General features: G+C 36.3%; 16 protein-coding genes. 12 read left to right on the top strand and 4 right to left on the bottom strand.

Annotated features, from left to right (window positions below):
- Positions 1 to 24 precede the first annotated feature (24 nt).
- Together HX109_RS09815 and HX109_RS09810 are read left to right on the top strand one after the other, a co-directional pair.
- The gene (locus HX109_RS09815) at positions 25 to 1,812 is read left to right on the top strand and encodes a DUF885 domain-containing protein (RefSeq protein WP_178951524.1); all 1,788 of its coding nucleotides are present in this window, start codon (positions 25 to 27) and stop codon (positions 1,810 to 1,812) included.
- Positions 1,802 to 2,152, top strand: a complete 351-nt coding sequence (locus HX109_RS09810) for a MauE/DoxX family redox-associated membrane protein (RefSeq protein WP_178951522.1) — start codon at positions 1,802 to 1,804, stop codon at positions 2,150 to 2,152. The genes HX109_RS09815 and HX109_RS09810 overlap by 11 nt, the downstream gene beginning before the upstream one ends.
- Positions 2,153 to 2,276: 124 nt before the next feature.
- Here HX109_RS09810 and HX109_RS09805 read toward each other — a convergent pair whose 3' ends face one another.
- Positions 2,277 to 2,873, bottom strand: coding sequence for a DUF3244 domain-containing protein (locus HX109_RS09805; RefSeq protein WP_178951520.1), 597 nt, complete (start codon positions 2,871 to 2,873; stop codon positions 2,277 to 2,279).
- Positions 2,874 to 3,093: 220 nt separating this feature from the next.
- Between HX109_RS09805 and HX109_RS09800 the strand changes: the two genes are divergently transcribed.
- Positions 3,094 to 3,969 (top strand): AraC family transcriptional regulator, encoded by an 876-nt coding sequence (locus HX109_RS09800; protein WP_178951518.1) that lies wholly within the window; start codon positions 3,094 to 3,096, stop codon positions 3,967 to 3,969.
- A 1,333-nt stretch (positions 3,970 to 5,302) separates the two neighbouring features.
- Positions 5,303 to 6,163 carry an AraC family transcriptional regulator gene (locus HX109_RS09795; protein ID WP_178951517.1) on the top strand — a complete coding sequence of 287 codons (861 nt, stop codon included), beginning with the start codon at positions 5,303 to 5,305 and terminating at the stop codon, positions 6,161 to 6,163.
- Between the two features lie 27 nt (positions 6,164 to 6,190).
- On the opposite strand, the gene HX109_RS09790 is transcribed toward HX109_RS09795, so the two are convergent.
- Positions 6,191 to 6,961, bottom strand: coding sequence for a S1/P1 nuclease (locus HX109_RS09790; protein ID WP_178951515.1), 771 nt, complete (start codon positions 6,959 to 6,961; stop codon positions 6,191 to 6,193).
- 216 nt (positions 6,962 to 7,177) lie between these two features.
- Here HX109_RS09790 and HX109_RS09785 point away from each other — a divergent pair, with 216 nt between their 5' ends.
- The 6 genes from HX109_RS09785 to HX109_RS09760 all read left to right on the top strand — a co-directional run bounded on the left by HX109_RS09785 (position 7,178) and on the right by HX109_RS09760 (position 13,094).
- A complete protein-coding gene (locus HX109_RS09785) occupies positions 7,178 to 7,417 on the top strand; it encodes a type II toxin-antitoxin system ParD family antitoxin (protein WP_178951513.1) in 240 nt (79 codons plus the stop codon).
- A complete protein-coding gene (locus tag HX109_RS09780; protein WP_178951511.1) occupies positions 7,410 to 7,697 on the top strand; it encodes a type II toxin-antitoxin system RelE/ParE family toxin in 288 nt (95 codons plus the stop codon). The genes HX109_RS09785 and HX109_RS09780 overlap by 8 nt, the downstream gene beginning before the upstream one ends.
- 289 nt (positions 7,698 to 7,986) lie before the next feature.
- The gene (locus HX109_RS09775) at positions 7,987 to 9,330 is read left to right on the top strand and encodes a serine hydrolase domain-containing protein (RefSeq protein ID WP_178951509.1); all 1,344 of its coding nucleotides are present in this window, start codon (positions 7,987 to 7,989) and stop codon (positions 9,328 to 9,330) included.
- Between the two features lie 6 nt (positions 9,331 to 9,336).
- Complete coding sequence (locus HX109_RS09770) at positions 9,337 to 10,149, top strand: HAD family hydrolase (RefSeq protein WP_178951508.1); 813 nt, start codon at positions 9,337 to 9,339, stop codon at positions 10,147 to 10,149.
- A gap of 55 nt (positions 10,150 to 10,204) precedes the next feature.
- Positions 10,205 to 12,064, top strand: a complete 1,860-nt coding sequence (locus HX109_RS09765; RefSeq protein ID WP_178951506.1) for a peptidase M61 — start codon at positions 10,205 to 10,207, stop codon at positions 12,062 to 12,064.
- A 166-nt stretch (positions 12,065 to 12,230) separates the two neighbouring features.
- Positions 12,231 to 13,094 carry an RNA polymerase sigma factor RpoD/SigA gene (locus tag HX109_RS09760; RefSeq protein ID WP_178951504.1) on the top strand — a complete coding sequence of 288 codons (864 nt, stop codon included), beginning with the start codon at positions 12,231 to 12,233 and terminating at the stop codon, positions 13,092 to 13,094.
- Positions 13,095 to 13,330: 236 nt separating this feature from the next.
- On the opposite strand, the gene HX109_RS09755 is transcribed toward HX109_RS09760, so the two are convergent.
- Positions 13,331 to 14,173: a M57 family metalloprotease gene (locus HX109_RS09755; RefSeq protein ID WP_178951503.1), complete on the bottom strand. Its 843-nt coding sequence runs from the start codon at positions 14,171 to 14,173 to the stop codon at positions 13,331 to 13,333.
- Positions 14,174 to 14,509: 336 nt separating this feature from the next.
- Between HX109_RS09755 and HX109_RS09750 the strand changes: the two genes are divergently transcribed.
- Positions 14,510 to 17,326, top strand: coding sequence for a S8 family serine peptidase (locus tag HX109_RS09750; RefSeq protein WP_178951501.1), 2,817 nt, complete (start codon positions 14,510 to 14,512; stop codon positions 17,324 to 17,326).
- A 545-nt stretch (positions 17,327 to 17,871) separates the two neighbouring features.
- Complete coding sequence (locus HX109_RS09745; protein ID WP_178951499.1) at positions 17,872 to 22,431, top strand: Ig-like domain-containing protein; 4,560 nt, start codon at positions 17,872 to 17,874, stop codon at positions 22,429 to 22,431.
- A gap of 88 nt (positions 22,432 to 22,519) precedes the next feature.
- Here the strand turns inward: HX109_RS09745 and HX109_RS09740 are convergent, their stop codons facing one another.
- Entirely contained in the window at positions 22,520 to 24,385 is a 1,866-nt protein-coding gene (locus HX109_RS09740) for a sialate O-acetylesterase (RefSeq protein WP_178951497.1), read from the bottom strand.
- Between the last annotated feature and the right edge of the window lie 175 nt (positions 24,386 to 24,560).

Genomic DNA, 24,560 nt, shown 5'->3' with positions numbered 1-24,560 from the left:
CACTTAACAACTAATTCAATCAACATGAAAAAAATAATATTACTTCTGGCTGCTTTCGCTGCTTTCGTTGCGTGCAAAAACGACCCGAAAGAAGAAGAAAAAGTAGTTATGAAAACTCCCATCGATAGTGTGTTTCAAACGTACTACAATGAAAGTTTAAAACTCTATCCGCTTAGCGCTACCTATGCAGGAGACAATCGTTATAACGATTATTTGCCAAACGACTTGACGGTCTCTTTTAAACAACAGCAAACCGATTTTTACACTAAATATGTTTCCAAACTAAAAGAATATGAAAAAGATTCTTTAAGCAAGGAACAACAAATGAGTTACGATATACTTCTTTGGGAATGCGAGACGAGTTTAAATGCGTTGCAATATCCAACAGAACTTATGCCCATTAACCAATTTTCATCCATGCCACAAACTATTGGTCAATTGGCCGGTGGTACTTCTGCACAACCTTTTAAGACCGTGGAAGATTACAAAAACTGGCTAAAAAGGCTAGACGATTATGTAGTTTGGTGCGATACTGCTATTGTTAATATGAAGAAAGGAATTGAAATTGGTTATGTTTTACCAAAAAGCCTTACCCAAAAAGTGATTCCGCAAATGGCAAGTTTTTCCAGTGGAGAACCAACCGAGCATTTGTTTTATACCCCTGCAAAAAACTTTCCGGATTCCTTTAGTCAAACAGAAAAAGATTCGCTTGCCAAAGCCTATGAAAGCATGGTGGCTCAAAAAATAATTCCTACCTATAAAAAACTGGAAGACTTTTTTACCGATACTTATTTACCAGCTTCTAGGGAAACGTCGGGGATTAAAGCCATCCCAAGGGGAAATGCTTACTACGGACACCAAATACAGGTGTACACCACTACTTCCTTGGAAGCAGACTCCATACACCGACTTGGTCTAAGCGAAGTAAAAAGGCTTGAGAAGGAAATGAAAAAAGTAATGACCAAAGTCCGATTTAAAGGGGAATTAAAACAGTTTTTCAACGCAGTAAGAACTTCTAAAGAATTAATGCCGTTTGACAAACCTGAAGAAGTAATTGAAAACTTCAACGCCATTCATGAAAAAATGAAACCTCAACTGAGCAAATTGTTCGATCTTACTCCAAAAACAGAATTTGAAGTACGGAGAACGGAAGCATTTCGCGAAGCTTCCGCCAGTGCAGAGTACAATCCCGGTTCTTTAGACGGTACCCGTCCCGGCATTTTTTATGTGCCTATCCCCGATGTGAAAAAATACAATGTGTATTCTGATGAAGACTTGTTTTTGCATGAGGCCATTCCCGGTCATCATTATCAAATTTCGCTTCAGCAGGAAAATGAGAGTTTACCAGATTTCAGAAAAACTCTATGGTATAGTGCTTATGGTGAAGGGTGGGCGCTTTATTCGGAATCCCTGGGGAAAGAACTCGGACTATACGACGACCCGTATCAATATTTCGGAATGCTAAGTGCCGAGATGCACCGTGCCATTAGATTGGTGGTAGATACCGGCATTCATACCAAAGGCTGGACCCGTGAAGAGGCCATTCAATACTCCTTAGATCACGAAGCAGAATCAGAAGAAAGTATTATTGCCGAAATAGAACGCTATATGGCATGGCCAGGACAAGCGCTTTCCTATAAAATTGGCCAATTGAAAATTATACAATTACGAAACAAAGCCCAAAAAGAGCTTGGTGATAAATTTGATATTAAAACTTTTCACAATAAAGTCTTGGAATCTGGATGTATTCCTTTAAAATTGTTGGAAGCAAAAATAAATAATTGGATTAAAACCTCTAAAAATGCAGCATAGTTGGCACTATTACTTCATGGCCATTTTATACATTGTAGCCGGACTTTTACATTTTGTAAAACCGAAAATGTACGTATCTATTATGCCATCGTATATTCCTTACCAGAGAAGTCTGGTGTATTTAAGCGGAATTGCGGAAATAGTTTTCGGGTTGCTTTTATTCACCACTTTTAAAGAAATTGGCTTGTGGGGAATTATACTGATGCTAATCGCCTTTATCCCTGTACATATTTATATGTTGAAAGACAAGAAATTTGAAAAAGTGGCCCCGAGATGGGTTTTAATTGCCAGGATCCCCTTACAATTCGGTTTAATGTTCTGGGCGTATTGGTATTTGTAGAAATAGAAAGACATTAAATTTTATTGGTGCCTATTGCCTTAGTAAAGAAGTGATAAAATTAAGCACAAAAAAAAAGGGAGTGCTAACAAACTCCCTTTTCCAACTTCAAAATCTAATTGTAAGATTACAAGCTAACTGTTTTGTAAAATGTGCTTCCGTTGTGCACTACTTCAAATCTATAAGAACCAGCTCCTATAGTTGAGAAGTCAAATCTTTTTCCAACACTTTTTCCCGTTTTTAATACTTCTTCGTGTACAAGAGCGTTTGTTCTTTCGTTGTATACTTTAATCGACACAGGAGATTGATCGATAGTAAGAATGTTAACACTAATTACATTATTGTCTTTTCTAAAGTAAGGCTTGTAAACAATTTCACCTTTCTCTCTTTCAACAATAGTCTTAGTATTTGTAAAAACAACTGGTACTCTTTCAATTTTAATATCGTCTTCTAAAACAAAGAAGTAAGTTCCGTTAGGTAAATTATCAAACTTATAGCGCTTTGCACTGGATGGTAATTTTTTATAATCATAATTATATAAAATCTCCCCTCTTGCATCTTCAAATGAAATGCTCATTGGGTGATTCGATTGCTCTACGAATAAATCTACAGTTCTGTTGTCACCGCTTTTTACAGATAAGTAAAAATCGTTTGCTCTGGCCATCGCTAAAGTTGCAATACTCAATACTACAACTAGCATACTGTTTCTTAATGTGTTTTTCATCTTTTGCAATTTTAAGAGTTATACATTCATTTTAACTACGTTACAAAGATAGGTGGGCAATAGGGTCTACACTACTGCACAATTCTCCAGTTTATGCACTATTTTAACACAGAAGCAATGTTAAGAAAATGTAAAGGTTAAAATAGAACACTTTTACGTTAATTTTTCATATATTTGCCCTTTAAAGAGATACTATCTTTAATGTTTTAATTATTTGGTTATGAGTATTAAAAAACCTGCATTAGAAGTTATCAACCCTACTTTTGGTAGTTCTTTTTCTTTTATGAAGTATGATGAAAACCAAAATCAGAATACTTCATATTGGCATTTCCATCCAGAAATTGAATTGGTTTATGTAAAAGGGGGAGCTGGAAAACGGCAAATTGGGAGTCATATTTCCTATTACACCGATGGAGACCTTATATTAATAGGCTCCAACCTTCCACATTGCGGTTTTACCGATGAGTTTACTGGAAACGAAAATGAAGTTGTTATACAAATGCTTCCCGATTTTTTAGGGGCCGAATTAATGTCGAAGCCAGAAATGAACAATATTAAATTATTGTTTAAAAGGTGTAAAGGAGGATTGGCATTTACTGGAAAAACCAAGGATCGCATTGGGGAAAGAATTGAAGAACTGGAAAAAATGAACAGTTTTGAACGCCTTTTGGGCTTTCTCTCCATTCTTAATGAATTGCAACTTTCTGAGGAATACCAAATCTTAAATGCCGAAGGTTTTTCCATGCAGGCAGATGTTCAAGATAACGATAGGATAAATATTGTATTTAATTATGTAAAGAAAAACTTTCAGCAGCCCATTACCTTAGATGAAATAGCCAATATTTCTGGAATGACCGTTCCATCCTTCTGTAGGTACTTTAAGCAAATTACGGGAAAGACCTTTACTCATTTTGTAAATGAATATAGATTGGTACATGCTTCCAAATTACTTGCGGAAAAACCCATTGGAATTACGGAGATTTGTTTTGAGAGTGGATTCAATAATTTTTCGTATTTCAACAAATCGTTTAAAAAGTTCACTGGAAAAACACCATCCCAGTACAGAAACGAGCTTAAAACGGTTCTTGAAGATTAAAAAATAGCTTCTTCTAGTTATATTTCCGCTACAATATCCTCATATACGTTTTATATAAATATGTACTCCCTATCCCTTTAATTGAAGTAAACTGTCAATATTCCAAATAAAAAAGCCGCATTTCAAGAAAAAATGCGGCTTTTCAAAACTAACCAACTTAAAAAATAATCAAACAAATCTTTAATATGTTGTGTCTTTAAAAATAGAGCCGTACGGTTTGGGGGTTAGGTTTGGAGGAGTACGGCTCTGTTACTAATCAAATCAAAAAAAAACATCTATTATGAAAACTATTTTTAAAGAACGTATCTATCTTTATTTTACACTACAAAGATACCACCACTAGGTAATCCCAGACTTGTAAAAAACAATACAAAAATTTCCTTTTTAATTGGGGCGATATGGAAGAAAACTAGATTTAATCCCGACGCTAAAGGTCGGGATTAGCTTGCCTGCCCGCGTCAAGCAGCGCAGGTCCGACCGACATATTCCAATGTGCCTTCTTTCGAAATTTGGGTTCGCTTCCAGTTGAAAAATTAGATCCCGACGCTAATGGTCGGGATTGGTTCGACCGACATATTCCAATGCGCCTTCGGCTTTCGGAATTTGGGTCCGCTTCCAGTTATAAAATTAGATCCCGACGCTAAAGGTCGGGATTGGTTCGACCGACATATTCCAATGCGCCTTCGGCTTTCGGAATTTGGGTCCGCTTCCAGTTGAAAAATTAGATCCCGACGCTAAAGGTCGGGATTGGTTCGACCGACATATTCCAATGCGCCTTCGGCTTTCGGAATTTGGGTCCGCTTCCAGTTGAAAAATTAGGTCCCGACGCTAATGGTCGGGATTGGTTCGACCGACATATTCCGATGCGCCTTCGGCTTTCGGAATTTGGGTCTCACTAAAAAGAAAAAGCCGCATCTTTAGGGAAAATGCAGCTTTTTCAAACTAACCAACTTAAAAAATAATCAAACAAACCTTTATCCAGAACCTCAAAATTTAAGAGCCGTACGAATTGAGAAGATAAAGGCTTAGGGGGGGTGTACGACTCGCTAACTAACCAACCAAAAAAATCTAAAATGATGTGATGAAAACACCACTATGAAAAAAATTTTTAATGAACTTTTCTATTGCTTTTAAATAACGGTACAAAGTTACGGCACACTTAAAGTTGAAAACTTGTAAAATCTGCTTAAAAATTTTCTATTTTTGAATTAATTAACTCATTTTGTGATGTTTAAATCACTAAAACTAAATCCCCTCCTTTTTTAGGGCATTTTTAATAAGCTTTCTTTAAATGAAAACAAGCTTATTAATTAACTTAAACAATTAATTAAACGTGAACGGAGATATATTTCATGAAGGATTTTTATTGACGGAAGAAACTATTGAACAGAAGAAATCTTTTGAACATGGTCATAACTACTTCCAAATAATTTATATGAAGGAAGGAGAAGGCAATATTACCATAAATGGAGTTGATGTGGCTTACAAGAAAAAAAGCATCTTTCTTATGGCGCCCGAAGATATTTACGCCCTGCACCCACTGATGGAAACCTCCTATACCTCCATTAAATTTACAGAAATATTATTTTCCAACAAATCTAAACTTCCCGACAGGCATTATTGGTTGCAACAAATAGAGCACATTCTGCATCACCCAAACCTCATGCCGAGCGACTGTATTTCCATTGAAGAAGATAGAGACAGGCTATGGCGTATACATGATTTTATTGTGGAAGAATACAAGGCTAAAAATGAGTTTTATTGGAGTATTATTTCCAATGGTGTAACCACCACTATTAGTATTATTGCACGTAATATTATAAAAAGGTATACCCCGAACAAAGAAATAGACCCTTCGGTAAACCTAAAAAGAACCGATCAAATCCTGAGTTATATCCGCACCAATGTTTACGACCCGGAGCTGATGAAAATTGAAAATTTGGCCAATCAATTTAATATGTCTCAAGCAAATATTGTCAATCTTTTCAAAAAAGAAACTGGGGAAAGTATCCGGCAGTATATTATAAACTATAAACTTATGCTTACAAAGTACCGCCTGAGAAATACTAATTACACTATTTCCGAAATTGGTTATGAACTGGGGTTTACAGACGAAAGTCACCTTACCAAAGCCTTTAAAAAACATTTCGGAAAAACACCCAAACAGTACCGTTTGGAATCAATTAAAAACTAGAAGCGCCGCAAATAGCCAAACCAAAAATTAAAAAATAGTATCCAAAACCTTAGCCAACCGCAATCCCCCTTTTTCAAGTTGCTCTCGCACCGTATTAAAGTTATTGTACATATATCTATATCCTAACTTCTCCCCTACTTCTGCAGAGGAATATACTTGAATCGCAAGTGTTTGCGATTCTTTTACCCAGTCCAGCAGACTTCCAGCGGTAATAGCTTTTTTTTGAGCTTTTGTATAATGTGGCAAATTAGAAGCCAATTCTGTGTAGCTCATACCGTAAGAATCAATCATTTCACTGTCCCAAACACGATGTAGATTACTACCATCTCCAAACCACTGTACCTGTATATCGTTGCCTCCTTTATCTTCGGCCCTACCAACATGTAACGGTTGATGCAAATCCCCAACAAAATGAATCAATAACTTTAAATAAAAAACCTTGTCTTCTTTAGATGAATTATCATCTTTAATAACAGAAATACACTTCTCTATTCCCATTACAATATCGCCTTCCTTACTTGGCGTAACATCGGTGTAACTCTTATCAAAAGGGAAATTCACATAATGCCATGGGCTAAAACCCTTAAATCTCTTATCAGATTTTATATCATCGGCATAGGTAGCAACCATTGCCAGACTTTGTCCGCCTAATAGTTTTTCAATTTTTCGCTTCGTACTATTTTTAATGTTGTTGGCCGCTACTTCACCAACTACACGATGTCCTGTTTGCCCCCAGTACGGAGTATTTCCAAAGGTAAATTGGACAAAAAATAGAGCAACTAATAGTATTGATCGCATAGATATAAATTTTATTCAAAAATAAAATACTTTGTTTTAATTGCCTGTTAAATTAATGTTCTCTTTTAAAGCCTTTTGAAATTTTATTTTTTTAGGTGAAGGTTTATGTATTCGAAATTTTATTTTGAAGAATTTCTTACTATAATAATAAATAGAATTATTTTATTTTATTTGATTCACATTTGGTGTATATTTACACCTATAAATATGCATCTTATGGCAAGACAAAGCATCTCTCTTACGGAACCCAATGACGAATGGTTGAAAGCCCAAGTGGATAATAAAGAATATTCTAGCAAAAGTGAGCTTGTAAATGATCTAATCAGGCAAGCTAGAAAGCAACAAATTCAAATTGACTGGATTTCAGCTAAACTTGAAAAAGCTGAAAAGAGTGGATTTACAGACGACACCAAAGAACAAATATTGTCTGAGTCAAAAGCATTGCTTAATGGGTAACTACCGAATAAGCAATGAAGCAAAAGCAGATTTGATTCGAATTCATCAGTTTGGAGTTGAAAAATTTGGAATGAAGCAAGCCGATAAATATTTTAATTCCTTTTTCGATCATTTTAATAAAATTGCCGAACGACCTTTTTCTTTTGAATCTGTCGATTATATAAAAAAAGGCTATAGACGATGTGTTTGCGGCATTGATAGTATTTATTTTAAAATAAACAAGGGCCAGATAGAAATAATGGCAATTATAGGAAGACAAGATTTAAGAAACAAACTCTAAAAGAATGCTTAATTCTTCTTTTAAAGGGAGCTTGTTTGGAACTCAATCTATTAATTTAATGAAATTGGACATTTATTAAATATCATTCTTATTCAATATCCTGATGTAACCTTTACCAAAATCTATCAGAATTTCAACAAACAAAGAGCCTAGATATTCCAAGCACTTTATTAACTTTACAACCCAAAGGTTTTTAGACCCTTATCAACTTTTGGACCTAACAATTACCTACTTATTATGTTGTATTTGAAATTGACAAATGAAAATCAACAGAAACAAATTGAAATCAATGAACCTTAAACATACTACTTTAGGCGTAGTGCTTTTTTTCTTCTTTAACTTGGGTTGCGCCCAAATTCCCGAAATTGTTAAAAAAGAAATTCAGTATCGGGTTAAAAATGGAATAAATCCTTCTATCGCAGTAGGACTTATGGACTCTACAGGCACCCATTACTATGTGCATGGTTTTAAGGACTTGGCACAGAAACTTAAAGCCGATGAAAACACCTTGTACGAAATAGGCTCGATTACCAAAACCTACACCGGTTTGCTTTTGGCAAAAGGCGTTACCGAAAAGAGAATCCAGCTTAACGATCCAGCCAATAATTTTTTACCAGATTCGATTAAACTTACCGATAAAAAAGGAACCGATGTCACCTTGCAAAGCCTTTCTACCCATTCCAGTGGTTTGCCTAGGCTGCCAGACAACCTTAATCCAAAAAACCAAATGGATCCCTATGCCGATTACGGCAGAAAGGATATGTTTACTTTCCTTAGTCATTACATCCCTAAAACCGTAGACAAAAACTTTTCGTATTCCAATTTGGGAGCGGGACTTTTGGGTGAAATACTTGCTATTGAAAGAAAAGAATCTTTTTCAACCGCCTTGTACAATGAAATTCTAACTCCTTTAGGGCTTCAAACTACCTTTTTAAAAGTCCCAGAAGTGCAGAAAAACAATTTAGCCAAAGGCTATGTAGCAAACCAAGAAGTTCACCACTGGCATTTTAAAGCAATGGCTGCTGCTGGAGGCCTAAAAACAAATATTAAAGATCTTACCAAATACGGCAAAAGCTACCTAAAAGATAATAAACTGGCGGAAGCACAGAAATTGGCCACTACCAATAAATTCACCGATCCGGAAGGACAAATGCACGGCTTAGGATGGTTTATTAACAAAGACCAAGTAATTTTCCATGGTGGAGGCACTGGCGGATTTAGAACGTTTTTGGCAGTGGATAAAAAAAATAAAAGAGTAATCGCCGTTATGACCAACTCTGGCTCTAGTCCTGCGGAAGATATTGCCGAATATTTAGTAGACCCAAAAAGTAATCCGTTGGAAGTTGCCAAAGAAGAGGTAGCCATTTCAACGGAAGAATTATTGGAGTTTGAAGGTAATTATGTCAACGATGGACTTCAATTCTCTTACGATTTTATAATGAAAGAGGATACTTTACAGGCACAATTGAAAGGACAACCTGAATTTCCTGTTTTTTACCAAGGAAACGATACGTTTATCTATAAAGTGGTGAAAGCAAAAGTTGTATTCGAGCGTGATGAAAACGATACTATTGTAGGATTGACGCTTTATCAAAACGGACAGGAAATACCATTTATAAAAACGACACCATAAACATTTATGCACAAAATAATTTTTACGGATATCGATGGCACTTTACTAGGGCCAGAAAGAGATCTTACATTACCTACCATAGAACAGTTTAAAAAAATCAACCATATTCCGCTCATATTGGTTTCTGCGCGAATGCCGAAACAAATGTATCACTTGCAGGAAAAACTAAATATTGCAGGTGCTCCCCTTATCGCTTTTAATGGTGCCTTGGTCACTTCCGAAGAAAAAACCATCCACTCCACCGAAATACCGCTGGAAACTGTAAAAGCCCTAGTAGAATTTAATGAGCAAAATTCCGAAGAAAAGATTCATCTAAGCCTTTTTAACCATAACAACTGGTATGTGGAAGAAATGGACTACTGGGCTAATAGAGAGCAAAGCAACACCAAAATAACCCCTGAAATTAAACCCAATAAGGAGGTAATAGAACTTTGGAAACATGAAAAGAAAGGAGCCCATAAAATAATGTGTATGGGAGAAGTTGCCTTTATCGATAAAACATTTAAATTTTTAGAAGATACTTATGGCGACTCACTTCACCTCTACCGATCTAAGGACACCTACATTGAGGTAGCTAATAAAGAAGTTTCCAAACTTACAGGGATAAAGATTTTGCTAAAAGAAAAGTACCCTGATTTTACTTTAGACGATGTAATTGCCTTTGGGGACAACTATAACGACGTGGAAATGATTGGTGCCGTTGGGCACGGTGTGGCTGTAGAAAATGCCCGGGAAGAAGTTAAAGCGGTAGCAAAAGCTGTCACCAAGCACCATAAAGAAGATGGCGTTGCCATTTATCTAAAAAACTTATTTAAATAAAACGTAACAATTTAGCCCGCTAGCGGACTAACATAAAAATTGATAATTTATTGAAATGAAAAAATTAATATATACAATTCTTGCCGCCACTGCGGTAGCCTGTACGCCAAAAGTGAATGATCTGGTAACGAATGTTCCCGTAGATGCCAACATCGATTTGGTAAACGTAAAAAATGATATGGTACATGTTTCTGTAGATCCTGGAAGATTTACTTCGGAAACTATTAATTTTTACATCCCAAAAACAGTTCCCGGAACTTATAGCAATAACGATTACGGACAATTTCTTGAAAATGTAACAGCTTATGATTACAACAACAAACCAATGGAAATTTCCAGTGTGGATGTAAACACATGGAAAATTAATAATGCTACAAATTTTGACAGAATTGAGTATGACGTAAACGATTCTTTTGATTCTGAAACCGAATTTGAAGATCCCGTATTTTCCCCCGCTGGATCCAATATCGAAGCCAACAAAAACTTCTTTCTTAACCTCCACATGTTTGTAGGTTATTTTACTGATTTAAAAGAAAGACCGTACCAGCTAACTTTTAAGTATCCAGCAGGTTTTGAAGCTTCTACCTCCCTTACCAAAATTGAATCTAAAAATAAAGAAGCCAATAAAGATACCTTTGTAGCCAATCGCTATTTCGAAGTTACCGACAATCCTATAATGTACTCTAAACCCGATTCTCAAACCTTCTCTGTAAACGATATAGAAGTAACCCTATCGGTATATTCACCAAATAAGGTCTACTCCGCGCTTAGCATTAAAGACCCTATGGAAAAAATGATGAAAGCCCAAAAAACATTTTTAGGAGACATCAACGCCACCAAGAAGTACCATATTCTGCTTTATTTAGGTGCAATGGGTGAAGGGGACCCTACAGGATTTGGAGCTTTAGAGCACCACACGAGCACTACCGTGGTGTTACCGGAAACCATGCCAAGGGAAGCTTTGGTGGAAACCATGACAGATGTAGTTTCGCATGAGTTTTTTCATATTGTAACGCCGCTTACGGTTCATTCGGAAGAAATTCAATATTTCGATTACAACGACCCCAAAATGTCAGAACATCTATGGATGTATGAAGGCGTTACGGAATACTTTGCCAACCTATTTCAAATAAATCAAGGGTTAATAGACGAACAAGCCTTTTACGATAGAATTGCAGATAAAATTCAGAATTCAAAAAGATATAACGACAGCCTATCTTTTACTGAAATGAGTAAAAATGTTTTGGTAGAACCTTACAAAAAAAACTATGCCAATGTATATGAAAAAGGAGCGCTCATTGGTATGTGCATCGATATAATCATTAGGGAGCAAAGCAGTGGAGAAAAAGGCATTCTTTGGTTAATGAAACAACTTTCCCAAGAATATGGAGAAGACAAACCTTTTAAAGATGATGAACTATTCGATAAAATAATTTCTCTAACCTATCCTGAGGTTGGTGAATTCCTTAAAACCTATGTAGTTGGGGACACTCCAATAAACTACGAAGACTTTTTAAGTAAAGTGGGGTTAACTTTTGAAGATGAAATGGTAAACACTTCGTTTTTCCTAAACGGTCAAATTCCTTTTGTAGACGTAAAACCCAAAAATAACGAGATTTTCGTTAGGGATACACCTTTGAACTCATCTATGGAAGAAATCGGACTTAAAAGTGGTGATATCATAAAATCGGTTAACGGAACTGATTTTTCTGTGGAAGCCATTCGGAATGTGGTAATGAGTTCTATGGCGTGGCAACCAGATAGTGAGGTTATCTTGGTAGTAGATCGAGATGGTGAAGAACTTACCCTAAAAGGTAAAGCCGGAACACCTACCATTAAAAATAAAAACCTCAAAAAAAAGGAAAGCACCAGTGCAGCACAAGATTCACTTCGAAAGGCCTGGATGAAAGGATAACCCCATAAAACATAACAATATTAAAGACCCGTTAAGCCTAAAATCTTAGCGGGTATTTTTATTACGAAAAAATAAATATTAATTTTTTTGTAACATTTTCTTCACTTGTTACGTATAATTATCTGTACACCCAATTTATTCATTTAAAACAATCAGGAGAGAATAGATGAGACAGCTCAAAATCACGAAGCAGGTAACCAATAGAGAAACCGCTTCCCTGGATAAGTATCTTCAAGAAATTGGAAAGGTAGACCTAATTACGGCAGACGAAGAAGTAGAATTAGCACAACGCATCAAGGCTGGAGACCAAATAGCTCTAGAAAAACTTACAAAGGCTAATTTACGTTTCGTAGTTTCTGTAGCAAAGCAATACCAAAACCAAGGATTAACCCTTCCCGATTTAATTAACGAAGGAAACTTAGGCCTAATTAAAGCTGCACAACGTTTTGATGAAACGCGTGGTTTTAAATTTATTTCTTATGCCGTATGGTGGATTCGTCAATCCATTTTACAGGCATTGGCAGAACAATCCCGTATTGTTCGTTTGCCATTGAACAAAATTGGTTCTATTAACAAAATTAATAAAACCTATGCCTTTCTTGAGCAAGCACACGAACGTGTTCCTTCTGCGGAAGAAATTGCCAAAGAATTGGATATGTCTATAAACGACGTAAAAGAGTCCATGAAAAATTCTGGACGCCATGTATCCATGGATGCTCCTTTAGTAGAAGGTGAAGACTCCAACCTTTACGACGTTTTGCGTAGTGGAGAATCTCCAAACCCTGATAAAGACCTGTTACACGAATCATTACGTACAGAGATTGAAAGGGCTTTAGAGACCCTTACCCCACGTGAGGCAGATGTTATTAGGTTATATTTTGGTTTAGGAGACCAACACCCAATGACATTAGAAGAAATTGGAGAAACTTTCGATTTAACACGGGAGCGTGTTCGCCAAATTAAAGAAAAGGCTATCAGAAGGTTAAAACATACTTCTAGAAGTAAAATTCTAAAAACTTATTTAGGTTAGGTATTTTAGGGTATTTTTTTGTAATTTCCCATTAGAAAATAATGTTACCCAAAAATATATACAGCAACAACAGTTTATCATAAACTGTTCGTTTTTTGATTGATGAATAAACTCCGGCTGATTACCGGAGTTTTTTCATTTTAGCACTTTTTTTGCCTAACCCATTCAAAAAAAAAGCGGATGATAAAAACCATCCGCTACTAGCAATTTTTTCCTTTCAATACAATTATACCATTTTAATACAAAAAGTTGAGCGCTGTAATATCGTTGTTATTAAACTCTCCATTTGTACTAAAGCTAAAGCAAGACAACATGATAGATGTAGAATCGTACCCTGTAGGTGTTCCTGGAATATGAACGGCCCCTACGCCGGCAGTTCCTTCGTTTACATTTTGTCCACAGCTTTGACGACTAAACCAATCGGTATGTCTAAAACCAATGGAATGTCCAATTTCATGAGTAGCAACGTGCTCATTTACGTTGTTGCTGGCATTGTCCAACCCTGTGAAAATCTGGATGAACTTATTAGGATTCCCACCACTAGGAAAACCAGCGGAACCACCAGCCCCACTTTCAGTAGGGTTTCTATAAACCACCATATCTGCATTGGTACTTGCTGAAAAACTTAAAGACATGGTAATACCTAAATTAAGCCGATTGTAGTTTGCTACAGCCCACTGTAAGCCGGTTTGCATACTGCTAGTAAGGCCATAACCACCACCACCTGTATACCCGATAACCGATAAAGTTCTTGGAGAACTTACAAGATTATTGGTGCGGTACTGCTCTGTGGTAATTCCACCGTAGATACTCATTCCATCCAACTCATTTGGATCGATGGTGATATCTCCTTCTACGACATATCTAGATACCAGCGTCCCGTCTGGTAACGGGATATCTTTCACTACTACATCATTTGTATTTAATGATAAAGAACCAATTTTATCAAGCACTTCTTGACTAATAGCTTGCGAATCATCGGCTGGGTTTTCCACATTATTTACATCTTCTTTAGCGCAGGAAGTCATAAATAAGATTGCCGAAGCAACCATTGGCATAAGTAATTTCATTTTTTTCATTTCATAAAATTTTTAGTTAATAATAAATCAAAGTTGCGCATTTTGATATTCTTAAAATTAAGACAAATAGTGAATTTATAATGCGGATAATTTGTTAATTTAACATAATTTAAAAAGCTATATTTATTACGAAAACGTTATAGCTTAAATCGTAAGAATAAGCGTACAAAACACTTAATCGATGAAATGCATACTTTAGTCGTGTTTTTTACGTGTTTTATTTGAAACAAATTTGATTATAGACACTAATAATATAACAAATAGTTATAATTTTTTTAAATTATTATTAAAATTTAAGGGTGATTTATGATTATATTGCAAACAAATTATCTGAAATTGAAATACTTAGTCTTCTTGATTCTGCTTTTTGGAGCATGGCAATGCCATTCGCAGCAAAAAAGCACTTGGAAACAGTTCATTGATGATAAAAAAACGACCGCCAAATCGGTGAATCAAAAGTCATTTTATTTAATTGAAATTGAAGAAAGCGATCGTTTTAAATCTTCCCAAAATACTAATCTCCAAATCGAAAGAGTGCTCGATAAACATCACTTTATAGTTTCGTCTACCCATGTAGATTTGGAAACTATTAGCGGTTTGTCTTCTATCTATAATGCAAATAACCATTGGAAAACAGAGATCGATCTAACGGATGAGAAACACTCTACTTTTCTAGTAAAAGGAAAGAGTGTAGATTCTTTAAAACTACACCTCTCAAAGATTCCCGAAGTGACAATTTTGAATGAATTTAGAAACAACCTCATCATTCAAACAGAGACGGCAGTTATAAAAAAACAACTCCTCAACCATCCACTGGTTACCTATATTGGAGAAGAAAATTTGAATCCGATCTTAGAATCCATTGTATCTGATGCAGACCTTACCGTTAATAATATTCGTTATACAAACCATGTAGAGTCCAATATTTTAGGCGAAGGACTAACGATCTCAATAAAAGACGAACTGTTTGATGAAAATGACTTGGACCTGTTAAATAAAAAAATTGCTCAGACCGAAAACGAACCAGCCATTGGAAAGCATGCCACTGATATGGCAACCATCACCTCTGGGCTTGGAAATTCAGCAATTACGAGCCTAGGAGCGGCGCCCGCTTCCAACATCGCTTCCTCGAATTTTAACGAACTGCCACCTGATCTTAATACTTATTTTTCATCTAACGAAATTTGGATTCAAAACCATTCTTATGGAACCGAGATTGAAAATTTCTATGGCGCCTTAGCTTCTTCCTACGACGCACAATGTGAAGAGCTCCCAGAATTGCTACATGTATTTTCAGCTGGCAATAAAGGGGCAGACATCCCAAATGAAGGTCCTTATAAAAATCTTGGGGCATTCGCCAATCTCACCGGTAATTTTAAAAATGCCAAAAACGTACTCACCGTAGGCGCATGCAACTATAATGATGAAGTGATCGAGATTTCTTCCAAAGGTCCAGCTCCCGATGGAAGGGTTAAGCCCGAACTGGTGGCCTATAGCTCCTTTGGAACTTCCAACGCCGCAGCGATTGTTTCTGGTGCGACTTTGCTATTACAAGAGAAATATCTACAACTTTATAACTCCAAGTTACCTTCATACCTTGCAAAAGCCTTTCTCATTAATGGAGCAACTGATATCGAACAAAAAGGCCCCGATTATAAGAGCGGCTTTGGTAAATTGGATTTGTATGAAAGTATTTCGCAATTAAATCAACAACATTTTATCCTAGGGGAAATTATTCCAAACGAAACGAAAAGCTTTGTCGTTAATGTCCCTCAAGGCGTACAGGATTTAAAAATCACATTGGTTTGGCTGGATCCGCCAGCAAATCCCAACGATAATATAGCTTTAGTCAACAATCTTGATTTAAGTGTATCCAGTCCTTCCAACGGTATCTCACTCCCCCTGGTATTGGACAAAAGCCCATCGGAGGATATGTTGAGTAAAACCGCACAACAAGGGATTGATGCCATCAATAATGTGGAACAGGTAATTATAGATACTCCAGAGGTAGGTGACTACACTTTTACGATAAAGAGCACTAACCAAAGTACGCCTTCACAAAAATTTGCAATTGTCTATCATTACCAGGAAAATAACGTATTTGAATGGCAATATCCCACGGCGACAAGTAATGTTCCTTACAATGGGGAATCATTGGCAAATTTTAAATGGAAAAGTACGATCCCCGAAGATAAAGGAACCCTGGAAATAAGTTTCGACAACGGTGAAACATGGCAATTGATTGAGGAGAATATAGATCTTACCAAAGGAAGTTATCTTTTTTCTGATCTTCCTAAAACCAATTCTTCAGCAAAAATAAAAATTACGACGGTTGCTAATTCCTATGAATCGGAATCTTTCCCCTACAGCTTTTCCCCTAGAGCTCGTGTTACCTTAAACTGCAATAGTACGAAACAGGTAAGTTGGAATAAACTTAAAGATGTGGACACTTATCAGTTGTACACATTAGATATGGACAAAATGGAGCCCTTCACTACGGTTTCCGATACCAGCTATGCTCTTTCTGCTTCAGAAAAAGAAATAAACTATTTTGCTGTTGCCCCAATTTTAAACGATGGTTCGGTTGGAGCAAGGAGTGAAACTATAATTCTTGAAGCTTCCGAAGATATTTACTATATAAATAATTTCATTGCCAATGCGAATGAGACTTCAGCAGCTATTAATATATTTACCAACCTCAACAGTACTTTAAATATTGAACAAGCCATAATCTATGCCCTGAGGGGAAACGAAAGGATTCCGCTCACCAACCTAAACACAAATATAGCTAATGGTTTTGTTTATGAAGATATAGACCCAATTCAAGGGGTAAATCGGTATCAATTGGAAATCAAGCTAACATCCGGTGACATTATCCTTTCTGAAGTTGCCACGGCAGTATTCTTAACGGACACCCCGTTTTATATTTTTCCAAATCCTACTACTGATGGTATCAACATCTACACCAAGGAGTTTGATAGTGAGCAAGTCACTTTCTATTTGTTTAATATGAGCGGAAGTCTAATTTTTACCGCTCCAGTGACTTCCGACAGAGCCTATATAACATTTAATAATCCTGCTCCAGGAGTATATATCGCTAAGATAAAAGCAAGTAGTGGGGAGGAAAGTATTAAAAAAATTGTTATAAAATAAACCTTTCAGAAGTTCTTCTTAGTCTTTACAAATTGGAGATAAAATATAGCTACAGAAATTTGGCATCCTTTAGTTAGGTTTCATTCTATCTTTACCCAGAAAAAAATACTTTTAAAATCATATCCAATCATTCATTTTATAACTTTCATTTGGGTTGAATCATTCCAGTATTAGTGTATAATACTCAATTAAAGCAACATCTTTCTATTAAATCATTATTTTATTTACGCATAATACTAGAATTTGATAAAAAAATATGTATTTGAAATTATTATTAACAGTAATTTTGACTTTTAATAAATTAAGTTAAGAACTAACATCTGATAATTTGTGTTGAAAATACTATTGAAAGTTTGGCCACTTTCTTCCAAGTAATAGAAATAGAAACTCAAGTATAACCCGTAAAAACTTAAAATATATGCGATAACAATCACTTATACCATAAACCAATAAATACCGCTCTATTAATAGAAACCTTCTATTAATCAACCTTTCCCCAAGATTTTATACATACTTAATTAGACTAAATTGCTAACCTTAGAATTATGAAAATAATTGATTTTAAAAAAAATAATACGATTAAGAACATTTTTATTTATTTGTTTTTCTTCTTCACGACCGTTTCATTTGGTCAAGATTTCATTGAAGTACTACCTGTAACTAACAAAATTATTGCTTTAAAATTTGATGAGGGCCATATTGATTATGCCCAAATAGAATCTAACAACGTAGTCTACAGTTCCCCTTTAGACACTGTTGCTATTTATAACTTATATAATTATCAAATAAGGAGTACTACTGACAATGATTTTACCGAGGCCTTAAACCCAATTACCGTGGGCAGAAAATCCAAATCTAACGATGTTAACTCTATGTACCCAAAGTCTGGCGACCCACAATTTATTTTAGAACATTGGGTATATTTAGAACTACCTATTCCCTTAAAACAGGGAAATACTTATACCCTATCCCTAAATGGTCTTGCCGAAAATTTAAGTGAATATACATTTACTTTTGATGTTTTAAAACTAAGATCAGAAGCTGTACATACCACCCAAGTTGGGTATAAAACCAATGTCTCTAAATATGGCTATATTTCTCAGTGGATGGGGGATTTTTCCAATGGAAACATTTTAAATGGCAAAGGTAAATTTACCAATTACGAGGGTGAACGTTTCGATATAGTGAGGGTCTCCGATGGTGTTTCGGTATATAATGGAACTATAGAACTAAGAAAGAGCTTAGATACAGGTGGTCCCATGACAGATACACCAAACGATGGAGCTCCACTATGGTTCCCTTGTAACTGCGACTATGCCCAAAATTATACGTTTTCTGATGTTTTAGAAGCAGATTTTTCATCAGTAAATACTCCAGGCGAATATAAGTTAGTTGTACAAAACATGGGAAGTTCCTACCCCTTTAGTATTGGACCTGATGTGTTTAGAGAACCGCTAAATTATGTATTAAGGGGTCTGTTCTTTCAACGGCAAGGAATTGTACAACAACTTCCAGATGGTAAAATCTACCCAAGGGATTATCATCCAGACGATATTTCTGAATCAAGATTTAGATACGATTCGAACTGGAGATGGATAGACGACCCAAACCACGAACACGACACGCAAGAAGCAGATGTTACCGGCTACCTACCTGTTTGGGGTTGGTATCACGATGCGGGGGACTGGGACACCTACCCCATGCATGGCCATATTCCTCTAGCTTTGAATTTACTTTATGACTTACAACCCAATAATTTCATGGATGGGGATGTAGCGAACAAATATAAGCTTAGTGAAAATGATGCCAATTGGATAGATGAAGGAACCAATGGCATCCCAGATGTACTCGATGAAGCCGCTTGGCTTATAAAATACTACAAAAGAGCAAAAGACTTAGGCCTTTCCAGAGGACTTACAACGGGCGGAGTTCCTGGTGGTTATGGTGGTATTGATGCAGGCGCTCTAGATGGATATCCATCATGGGAAGACCCCAGGGAATTACATTTTTCTGCTGAGGATCCATTTCAAACTTATATGTACGCTGCTACTGCCGCATATTATGCTGCAAACTTAGAAAAAGTTGGTGATTTTTCTGCTGAAGCACAGAATTGGATTAATGAGGCGAAAGATGCTTGGAATTGGGCTAATAACAATACAGCTCCGGGAGATGAGAGTTTAAATAATTCCGCAGTAAAAAAAATAAGGATATTAGCTGCCGTTGCTTTATTTAAAGCTACTCAAAATACCTTCTATCAAAACGAATTTAAGAACGGACTCAGCAATTTAACACAGTTTATCAACGGAGAGGAAAGTTGGGAAGCGCCAGAATATTGGGAATATGCAGCATCCATTTATGCTATTTTGCCTTACAATTTTCCAGGTTTAGATGTATCTTTCCAAACCACTTTAAAAAATAAGTTAATTAGCGTTGCAGAAAGTGAATACGTAAATACCCACGATCGTCGTGGCTACCGTGTAGGCTTCGATTGGAGAAAAGCACATATTTTAGGAATGGCTTCTACCCCAATGCTTACCACTTTAATTGCAACCGCCAAATTTACGGGAGATCAAAAATATTTAAATGTAATACACAATTCTGCTAACTTTTTCCTAGGGGGAAATCCCGATCATCTTACTTGGATAAGTGGCTTAGGGGAAAACCCCATTAAATATCCATTCCACCCTAACTCCTGGTATCTCTTAGATTTAGATAGTAAAGTTTATTCCAATGAAATCTTGCCAGGCTACGTGCCTTATGGTAGCTATATGCAACCGGATTTTATGGGTTGGGGATATTCTTGGACAGGCGATGAGGATTTCAGCAAAACTTCCATGTATCCTACCTATGAATATCAAACATGGCCTATAATGGAACAAAGGGTAGAAAATAGAACGTCCATTGCCGGAAGTGAATTTACCATTTGGCAAAATATGGGACAGGCCGCCTTGGCCTATGGGTTTTTAACTAGTAGCCCATCTGGAAATTTCACATTTAACGACAGACCAACCGTAGTTTTAAATGTTGATGATGAAATTGAAAAACAGGGGCAAGAGTTAAAAGCAACCACCTCGGCAGATACCAAAAAAGTGGCATATTATTATAATGAACATTTTATCGGAGCCAGTACAGATGCCAACAATAGTTTTAGCTATTTATGGAAACCCTCTCTTGTATCTGGAACCGAAAATATTAAAATTACAGCTGTTGCCTACGACGATAAAGGGTATATTTCCCAGCCTTCAAGCAGCGGAGAAAAAATAGTAAGCATCGTTTCAGGTAATTTTATTGAAGTTGATTCTATTGCTATTAGTCCAAAATCCGGTTCCTTAGAAAATATTGGCGATCAGCTACAGTTATCAATAGAAGTCTTCCCATCGAATGCCACAAATAAAAAAATTACATGGGCATCTTCCAACAACACTGTTGTAACCGTTAATAGTGAAGGTTTGATTACCGGTAATGAAAATGGATTTGCATTTATCACGGCCACAAGTTTAGATGGTTCCAAATCACACAAAATAAAAATTACTGTTGGCGATTACACCCCTGTGGAAGCTATAAACTTTCCAAGTCCATCACTATCCATACCCATTAAAAGTATTAGAGAACTACAAGTGGAGTTCACACCTTCCAATGCAAGTCTTGAAAACCTTGTATGGGTTAGTACGGATCCTGACATCGCATCTATTGATGAGAGTGGAAATGTTAGCGCAAAGAGTCTTGGCACAACTACTATTACGGCGAAAAGTACAGAGCTTAATTTAGAAGCTTCGCTAACTTTAACCGTAACAGCGTTAAGTTGTAGCAATAGATTGGTGAATGGTGGTTTTGAGTCCGGGTTAAACAATTGGAACACTAATATTGGAAGTCCCACTACAACTTCAGATTCTATAGAGGGTGACCTGGCTGCCCAAATGCTTGGTGAAAGTGGTGTGGAGCAGACCTTCGATTTAGACTTAGAAGAAGGGAAAAATATTGTTTTACGTTTTTCAGCCAAATTAGATGCCAATAATGGATTTGCAGGTGCCGGTGTGGATTTTAAAGATGAGAACGGAAATACCATCGTTGCCAAGTATCTAGAAATAGAAAGCTTGGATTGGCAAGAGTATTATGTACAAGGAAAAGCACCGGCTGGAACCAAAAAAATAAACGTTTGGTTCTACACACAATCCGATTTACTAACCATCGATAATTTTTGTATGGATATTGAAGGGGAAACAGGAAACTCAAACCTTCCTATATCCGTAAACATAACCAGCCCGAATGACAACCAAGAATTTAATTTAGGTGACCCTATAGAAATAAAGGCGGAAGCTTTTGGCGGCAGTAGCACAGATCATGTTACTTTTTGGAGGGTTACTGATGGTAAATGGGTATGGTTAACAACCGATTATACCTATCCCTTTGTCTATTCGTTAACAAATGCAACCCTAGGAAATCACATTATTAAAGCAAGGGCTACAGACTCCGATGGAAATGCAAGTATAGACGATGAGATTACTATATCTGTAATAAATAGTGATTCTACGACACCTATAACAGTATCTGTTAATTCACCTCTTGAAGGGGATACATTCCAAACTGATGATACAGTGAATATTTCGGCTACGACCTCAGGAGGAAATGGTACCGATAGAATTACATTTTGGAGAATTACTAATGGGGAATGGATCTGGCTAACAACCGATTACTCCTCCCCTTTCACGTATTCATTAACAAATATTCCTCAGGGAAACCATATAATAAAAGCAAGGGCAACAGACAAAAACGGCAATGAAAGCCAAGATGACGAAGTTTCTATTACCGTGATGGAAAATTTAGATTTATCGAAAGGGCAGTTTAAAAGAAATTTCAAAAATTTGGAGTCTCTATTGCTCTATCCCAATCCACTTAAAAAGGGAAACCTTACTATTGAATTACCCAAATCTTTAGAAGGGGATATAGAAATAAGCCTGTTTGATATGTTTGGCAGGTTAGTTTATAAAAGGAATACAACAAAAACCAAAAATATTATTCATAAAAAGAACTTAGCTTCCGGCACCTATATTTTAAAGATAAAAACTATAGATTTGGAAGAGGACAGGACACTCATTGTTCAATAATTTTTAAATTTCAAATTCATCATTAAGTTTTTAAAAAGCTTAATGATGAATTTATTTTTAAATTTTCCTATTTCGAAAAAAATAGGCATCACTTAGTAGCTCTTTCCCAATCTTCCGTAGAGAATGAGCTTGCAGGCAATCCCTGCTTGTTAAAAAGATTTGGATCTACGGTGTTCTGCCAGGCATATCTAACGGCCACGGGATTTTTAACTTCTTTACTCGAAACCACTACCTGATCTTTTAAAATAAAAGCATTTGCTTTATAAAATTTATGGTCTGAGCCTGCTATTTCAAAATTCTCCAATTTACCATCCCTGCCTATCAAACCGTCTCCCACGTAATCAAAGCTTACAACTATTTTATCATTTTCAATGGTGTAATCCCTATAAATAGGGCCAGAAGGCACTAAATCTTTACGGTACGTTTTGTTTAGTGCCCACCTCGACAACCTTTCCCCTACATCTCTTTTATTTTTCGGATGTATATCTTTAAAGTTTCCAATATCTGAAATTACAGCCATGCCCGTATAGGGAACATTCTTCATTGTTAGTAATTGCGCTTCTCTCAATTCTACACCTACAGGATTCATTCCATAATTGAAAGGAGCTATCTGAACAAAATAAAAAGGCATTTTCTCTTCTTTCCATTGATGACGCCAATCACTTATTAAATTTGGGAATAAAGTTCTATACTGATAGGCGCGGGATGCATTACTTTCCCCTTGATACCATACAACCCCTCTTATCTTATAGTGTAAAAGGGGGTGAATCATAGCATTGTAGAGAAAAGAAGGATAATTTTGGTCTCCATTAATACCAATCCTCGGTAATCGCGAAGCTATTTTATACCTCCACAGACCAGCCAAAGAAATCGGTTTAACTTTAGTGTCGCTTGGGTACAATCTTAGCTGATGCTCGTGCCCATAAATACCTCCTTGCGCCCGACTGTTAGCAACCCTTATTGCAATTTGTAGGCTTGTTTTTTTATTATATTCGGTAGGTACTTTATAACTTCGTTCTTTTTGCCAATCGTCTATATTTATATGTTTTCCTACCAGATTTCCATTAACATATGTGGCATCCATTTCGTCTATGGGTCCAAGTTCTAAAGTAAGTTCCTTTCCTACCCAACTTTTTGGAATTTCTACTTTTTTTCTCATCCATACCACACCTTCAACCTCCCCTATTTCTTCCAAAGCCGTCCATTCCGAAGGACACTTGGCAGCGATCCATTCTGAATCATTGAAACTGGGAGATTTCCAATTATTTTTAACACCTATATTAGCTTGGTTGTTATAATCTAAAAGAGCAGGCTCTAAAAGTTTCAAGCTGTCTTTTCGCTTATAGATTTCTTGAATATCCAGTTTTTCCTTAGGTATTAAAGTATCCTTCAGTTGTTTGTCAAAATCTTTCATTGTAAGTAACGTTTCTTTACTCACCCAAGCTTCTGCGGGGGTTCCGCCCCATGAGCTGTGAATTAAACCCACTGGGATGTTTAAGTTTTCATATAACTGTTTCCCGAAGAAATAACCTACAGCACTAAATTGTTTTACATTTTCTGGATTGCATAACTGCCAAGTACCGTTTACATCTTTTAAGGGATAAGGAGCCACGGCTTTTTCAACTTGAAACAACCTTATATTTGAATAATCAGCCTTTCTTAATTCTTCTGCACCACTTTCTGCATTTTCCAAACTCCACTCCATATTAGATTGCCCAGAACAGAGCCAAACCTCTCCTAGCATTACATTATTCAGTTTAATAAGTGTATCAGCCTCAATAGTGATTTCATAAGGTCCACCATGGCTGGTGGTTGTTACAAAAGCACGCCATTTACCACCGTTATCTGTTGTTACTTTATAAACCGAATCATTCCAACCTACTCTAATTTCTATTTCTTTTTTTGGGTTTGCCCAACCCCAGATCTCTACATCGTTTTTTTGCTGTAAAACCATATTATCACCTATTAATGAAGGAAGCCTTAAATTGGAGGAATTATCATTTTTACATGAACAGAGTAAAAATAAAAAGATCGTGCACCCTTGAAGGATAAGCTTTATTTTCATTTTTTGAATGACATACATTTCCATAAAATTTTAATTATTAATTGAAGCTATCTATAAAATTATA

Origin of the sequence: Galbibacter sp. BG1, from assembly GCF_013391805.1 — a bacterium.
In the GTDB taxonomy this organism is placed as follows: domain Bacteria; phylum Bacteroidota; class Bacteroidia; order Flavobacteriales; family Flavobacteriaceae; genus Galbibacter.
This window is presented reverse-complemented; position numbering and strand designations above follow the sequence as displayed.

What these genes read in the sequence shown, in the direction of transcription:
- HX109_RS09810 (WP_178951522.1), top strand. Translation starts at nt 1,802, where the DNA reads ATGCAGCATAGTTGGCACTATTACTTCATGGCCATTTTATACATTGTA.
- HX109_RS09775 (WP_178951509.1), top strand. Translation starts at nt 7,987, where the DNA reads ATGAACCTTAAACATACTACTTTAGGCGTAGTGCTTTTTTTCTTCTTT.
- HX109_RS09765 (WP_178951506.1), top strand. Translation starts at nt 10,205, where the DNA reads ATGAAAAAATTAATATATACAATTCTTGCCGCCACTGCGGTAGCCTGT.
- HX109_RS09790 (WP_178951515.1), bottom strand. Translation starts at nt 6,961, where the DNA reads ATGCGATCAATACTATTAGTTGCTCTATTTTTTGTCCAATTTACCTTT.
- HX109_RS09745 (WP_178951499.1), top strand. Translation starts at nt 17,872, where the DNA reads ATGAAAATAATTGATTTTAAAAAAAATAATACGATTAAGAACATTTTT.
- HX109_RS09785 (WP_178951513.1), top strand. Translation starts at nt 7,178, where the DNA reads ATGGCAAGACAAAGCATCTCTCTTACGGAACCCAATGACGAATGGTTG.
- HX109_RS09755 (WP_178951503.1), bottom strand. Translation starts at nt 14,173, where the DNA reads ATGAAAAAAATGAAATTACTTATGCCAATGGTTGCTTCGGCAATCTTA.
- HX109_RS09760 (WP_178951504.1), top strand. Translation starts at nt 12,231, where the DNA reads ATGAGACAGCTCAAAATCACGAAGCAGGTAACCAATAGAGAAACCGCT.
- HX109_RS09805 (WP_178951520.1), bottom strand. Translation starts at nt 2,873, where the DNA reads ATGAAAAACACATTAAGAAACAGTATGCTAGTTGTAGTATTGAGTATT.
- HX109_RS09815 (WP_178951524.1), top strand. Translation starts at nt 25, where the DNA reads ATGAAAAAAATAATATTACTTCTGGCTGCTTTCGCTGCTTTCGTTGCG.
- HX109_RS09770 (WP_178951508.1), top strand. Translation starts at nt 9,337, where the DNA reads ATGCACAAAATAATTTTTACGGATATCGATGGCACTTTACTAGGGCCA.
- HX109_RS09780 (WP_178951511.1), top strand. Translation starts at nt 7,410, where the DNA reads ATGGGTAACTACCGAATAAGCAATGAAGCAAAAGCAGATTTGATTCGA.
- HX109_RS09740 (WP_178951497.1), bottom strand. Translation starts at nt 24,385, where the DNA reads ATGGTTTTACAGCAAAAAAACGATGTAGAGATCTGGGGTTGGGCAAAC.
- HX109_RS09800 (WP_178951518.1), top strand. Translation starts at nt 3,094, where the DNA reads ATGAGTATTAAAAAACCTGCATTAGAAGTTATCAACCCTACTTTTGGT.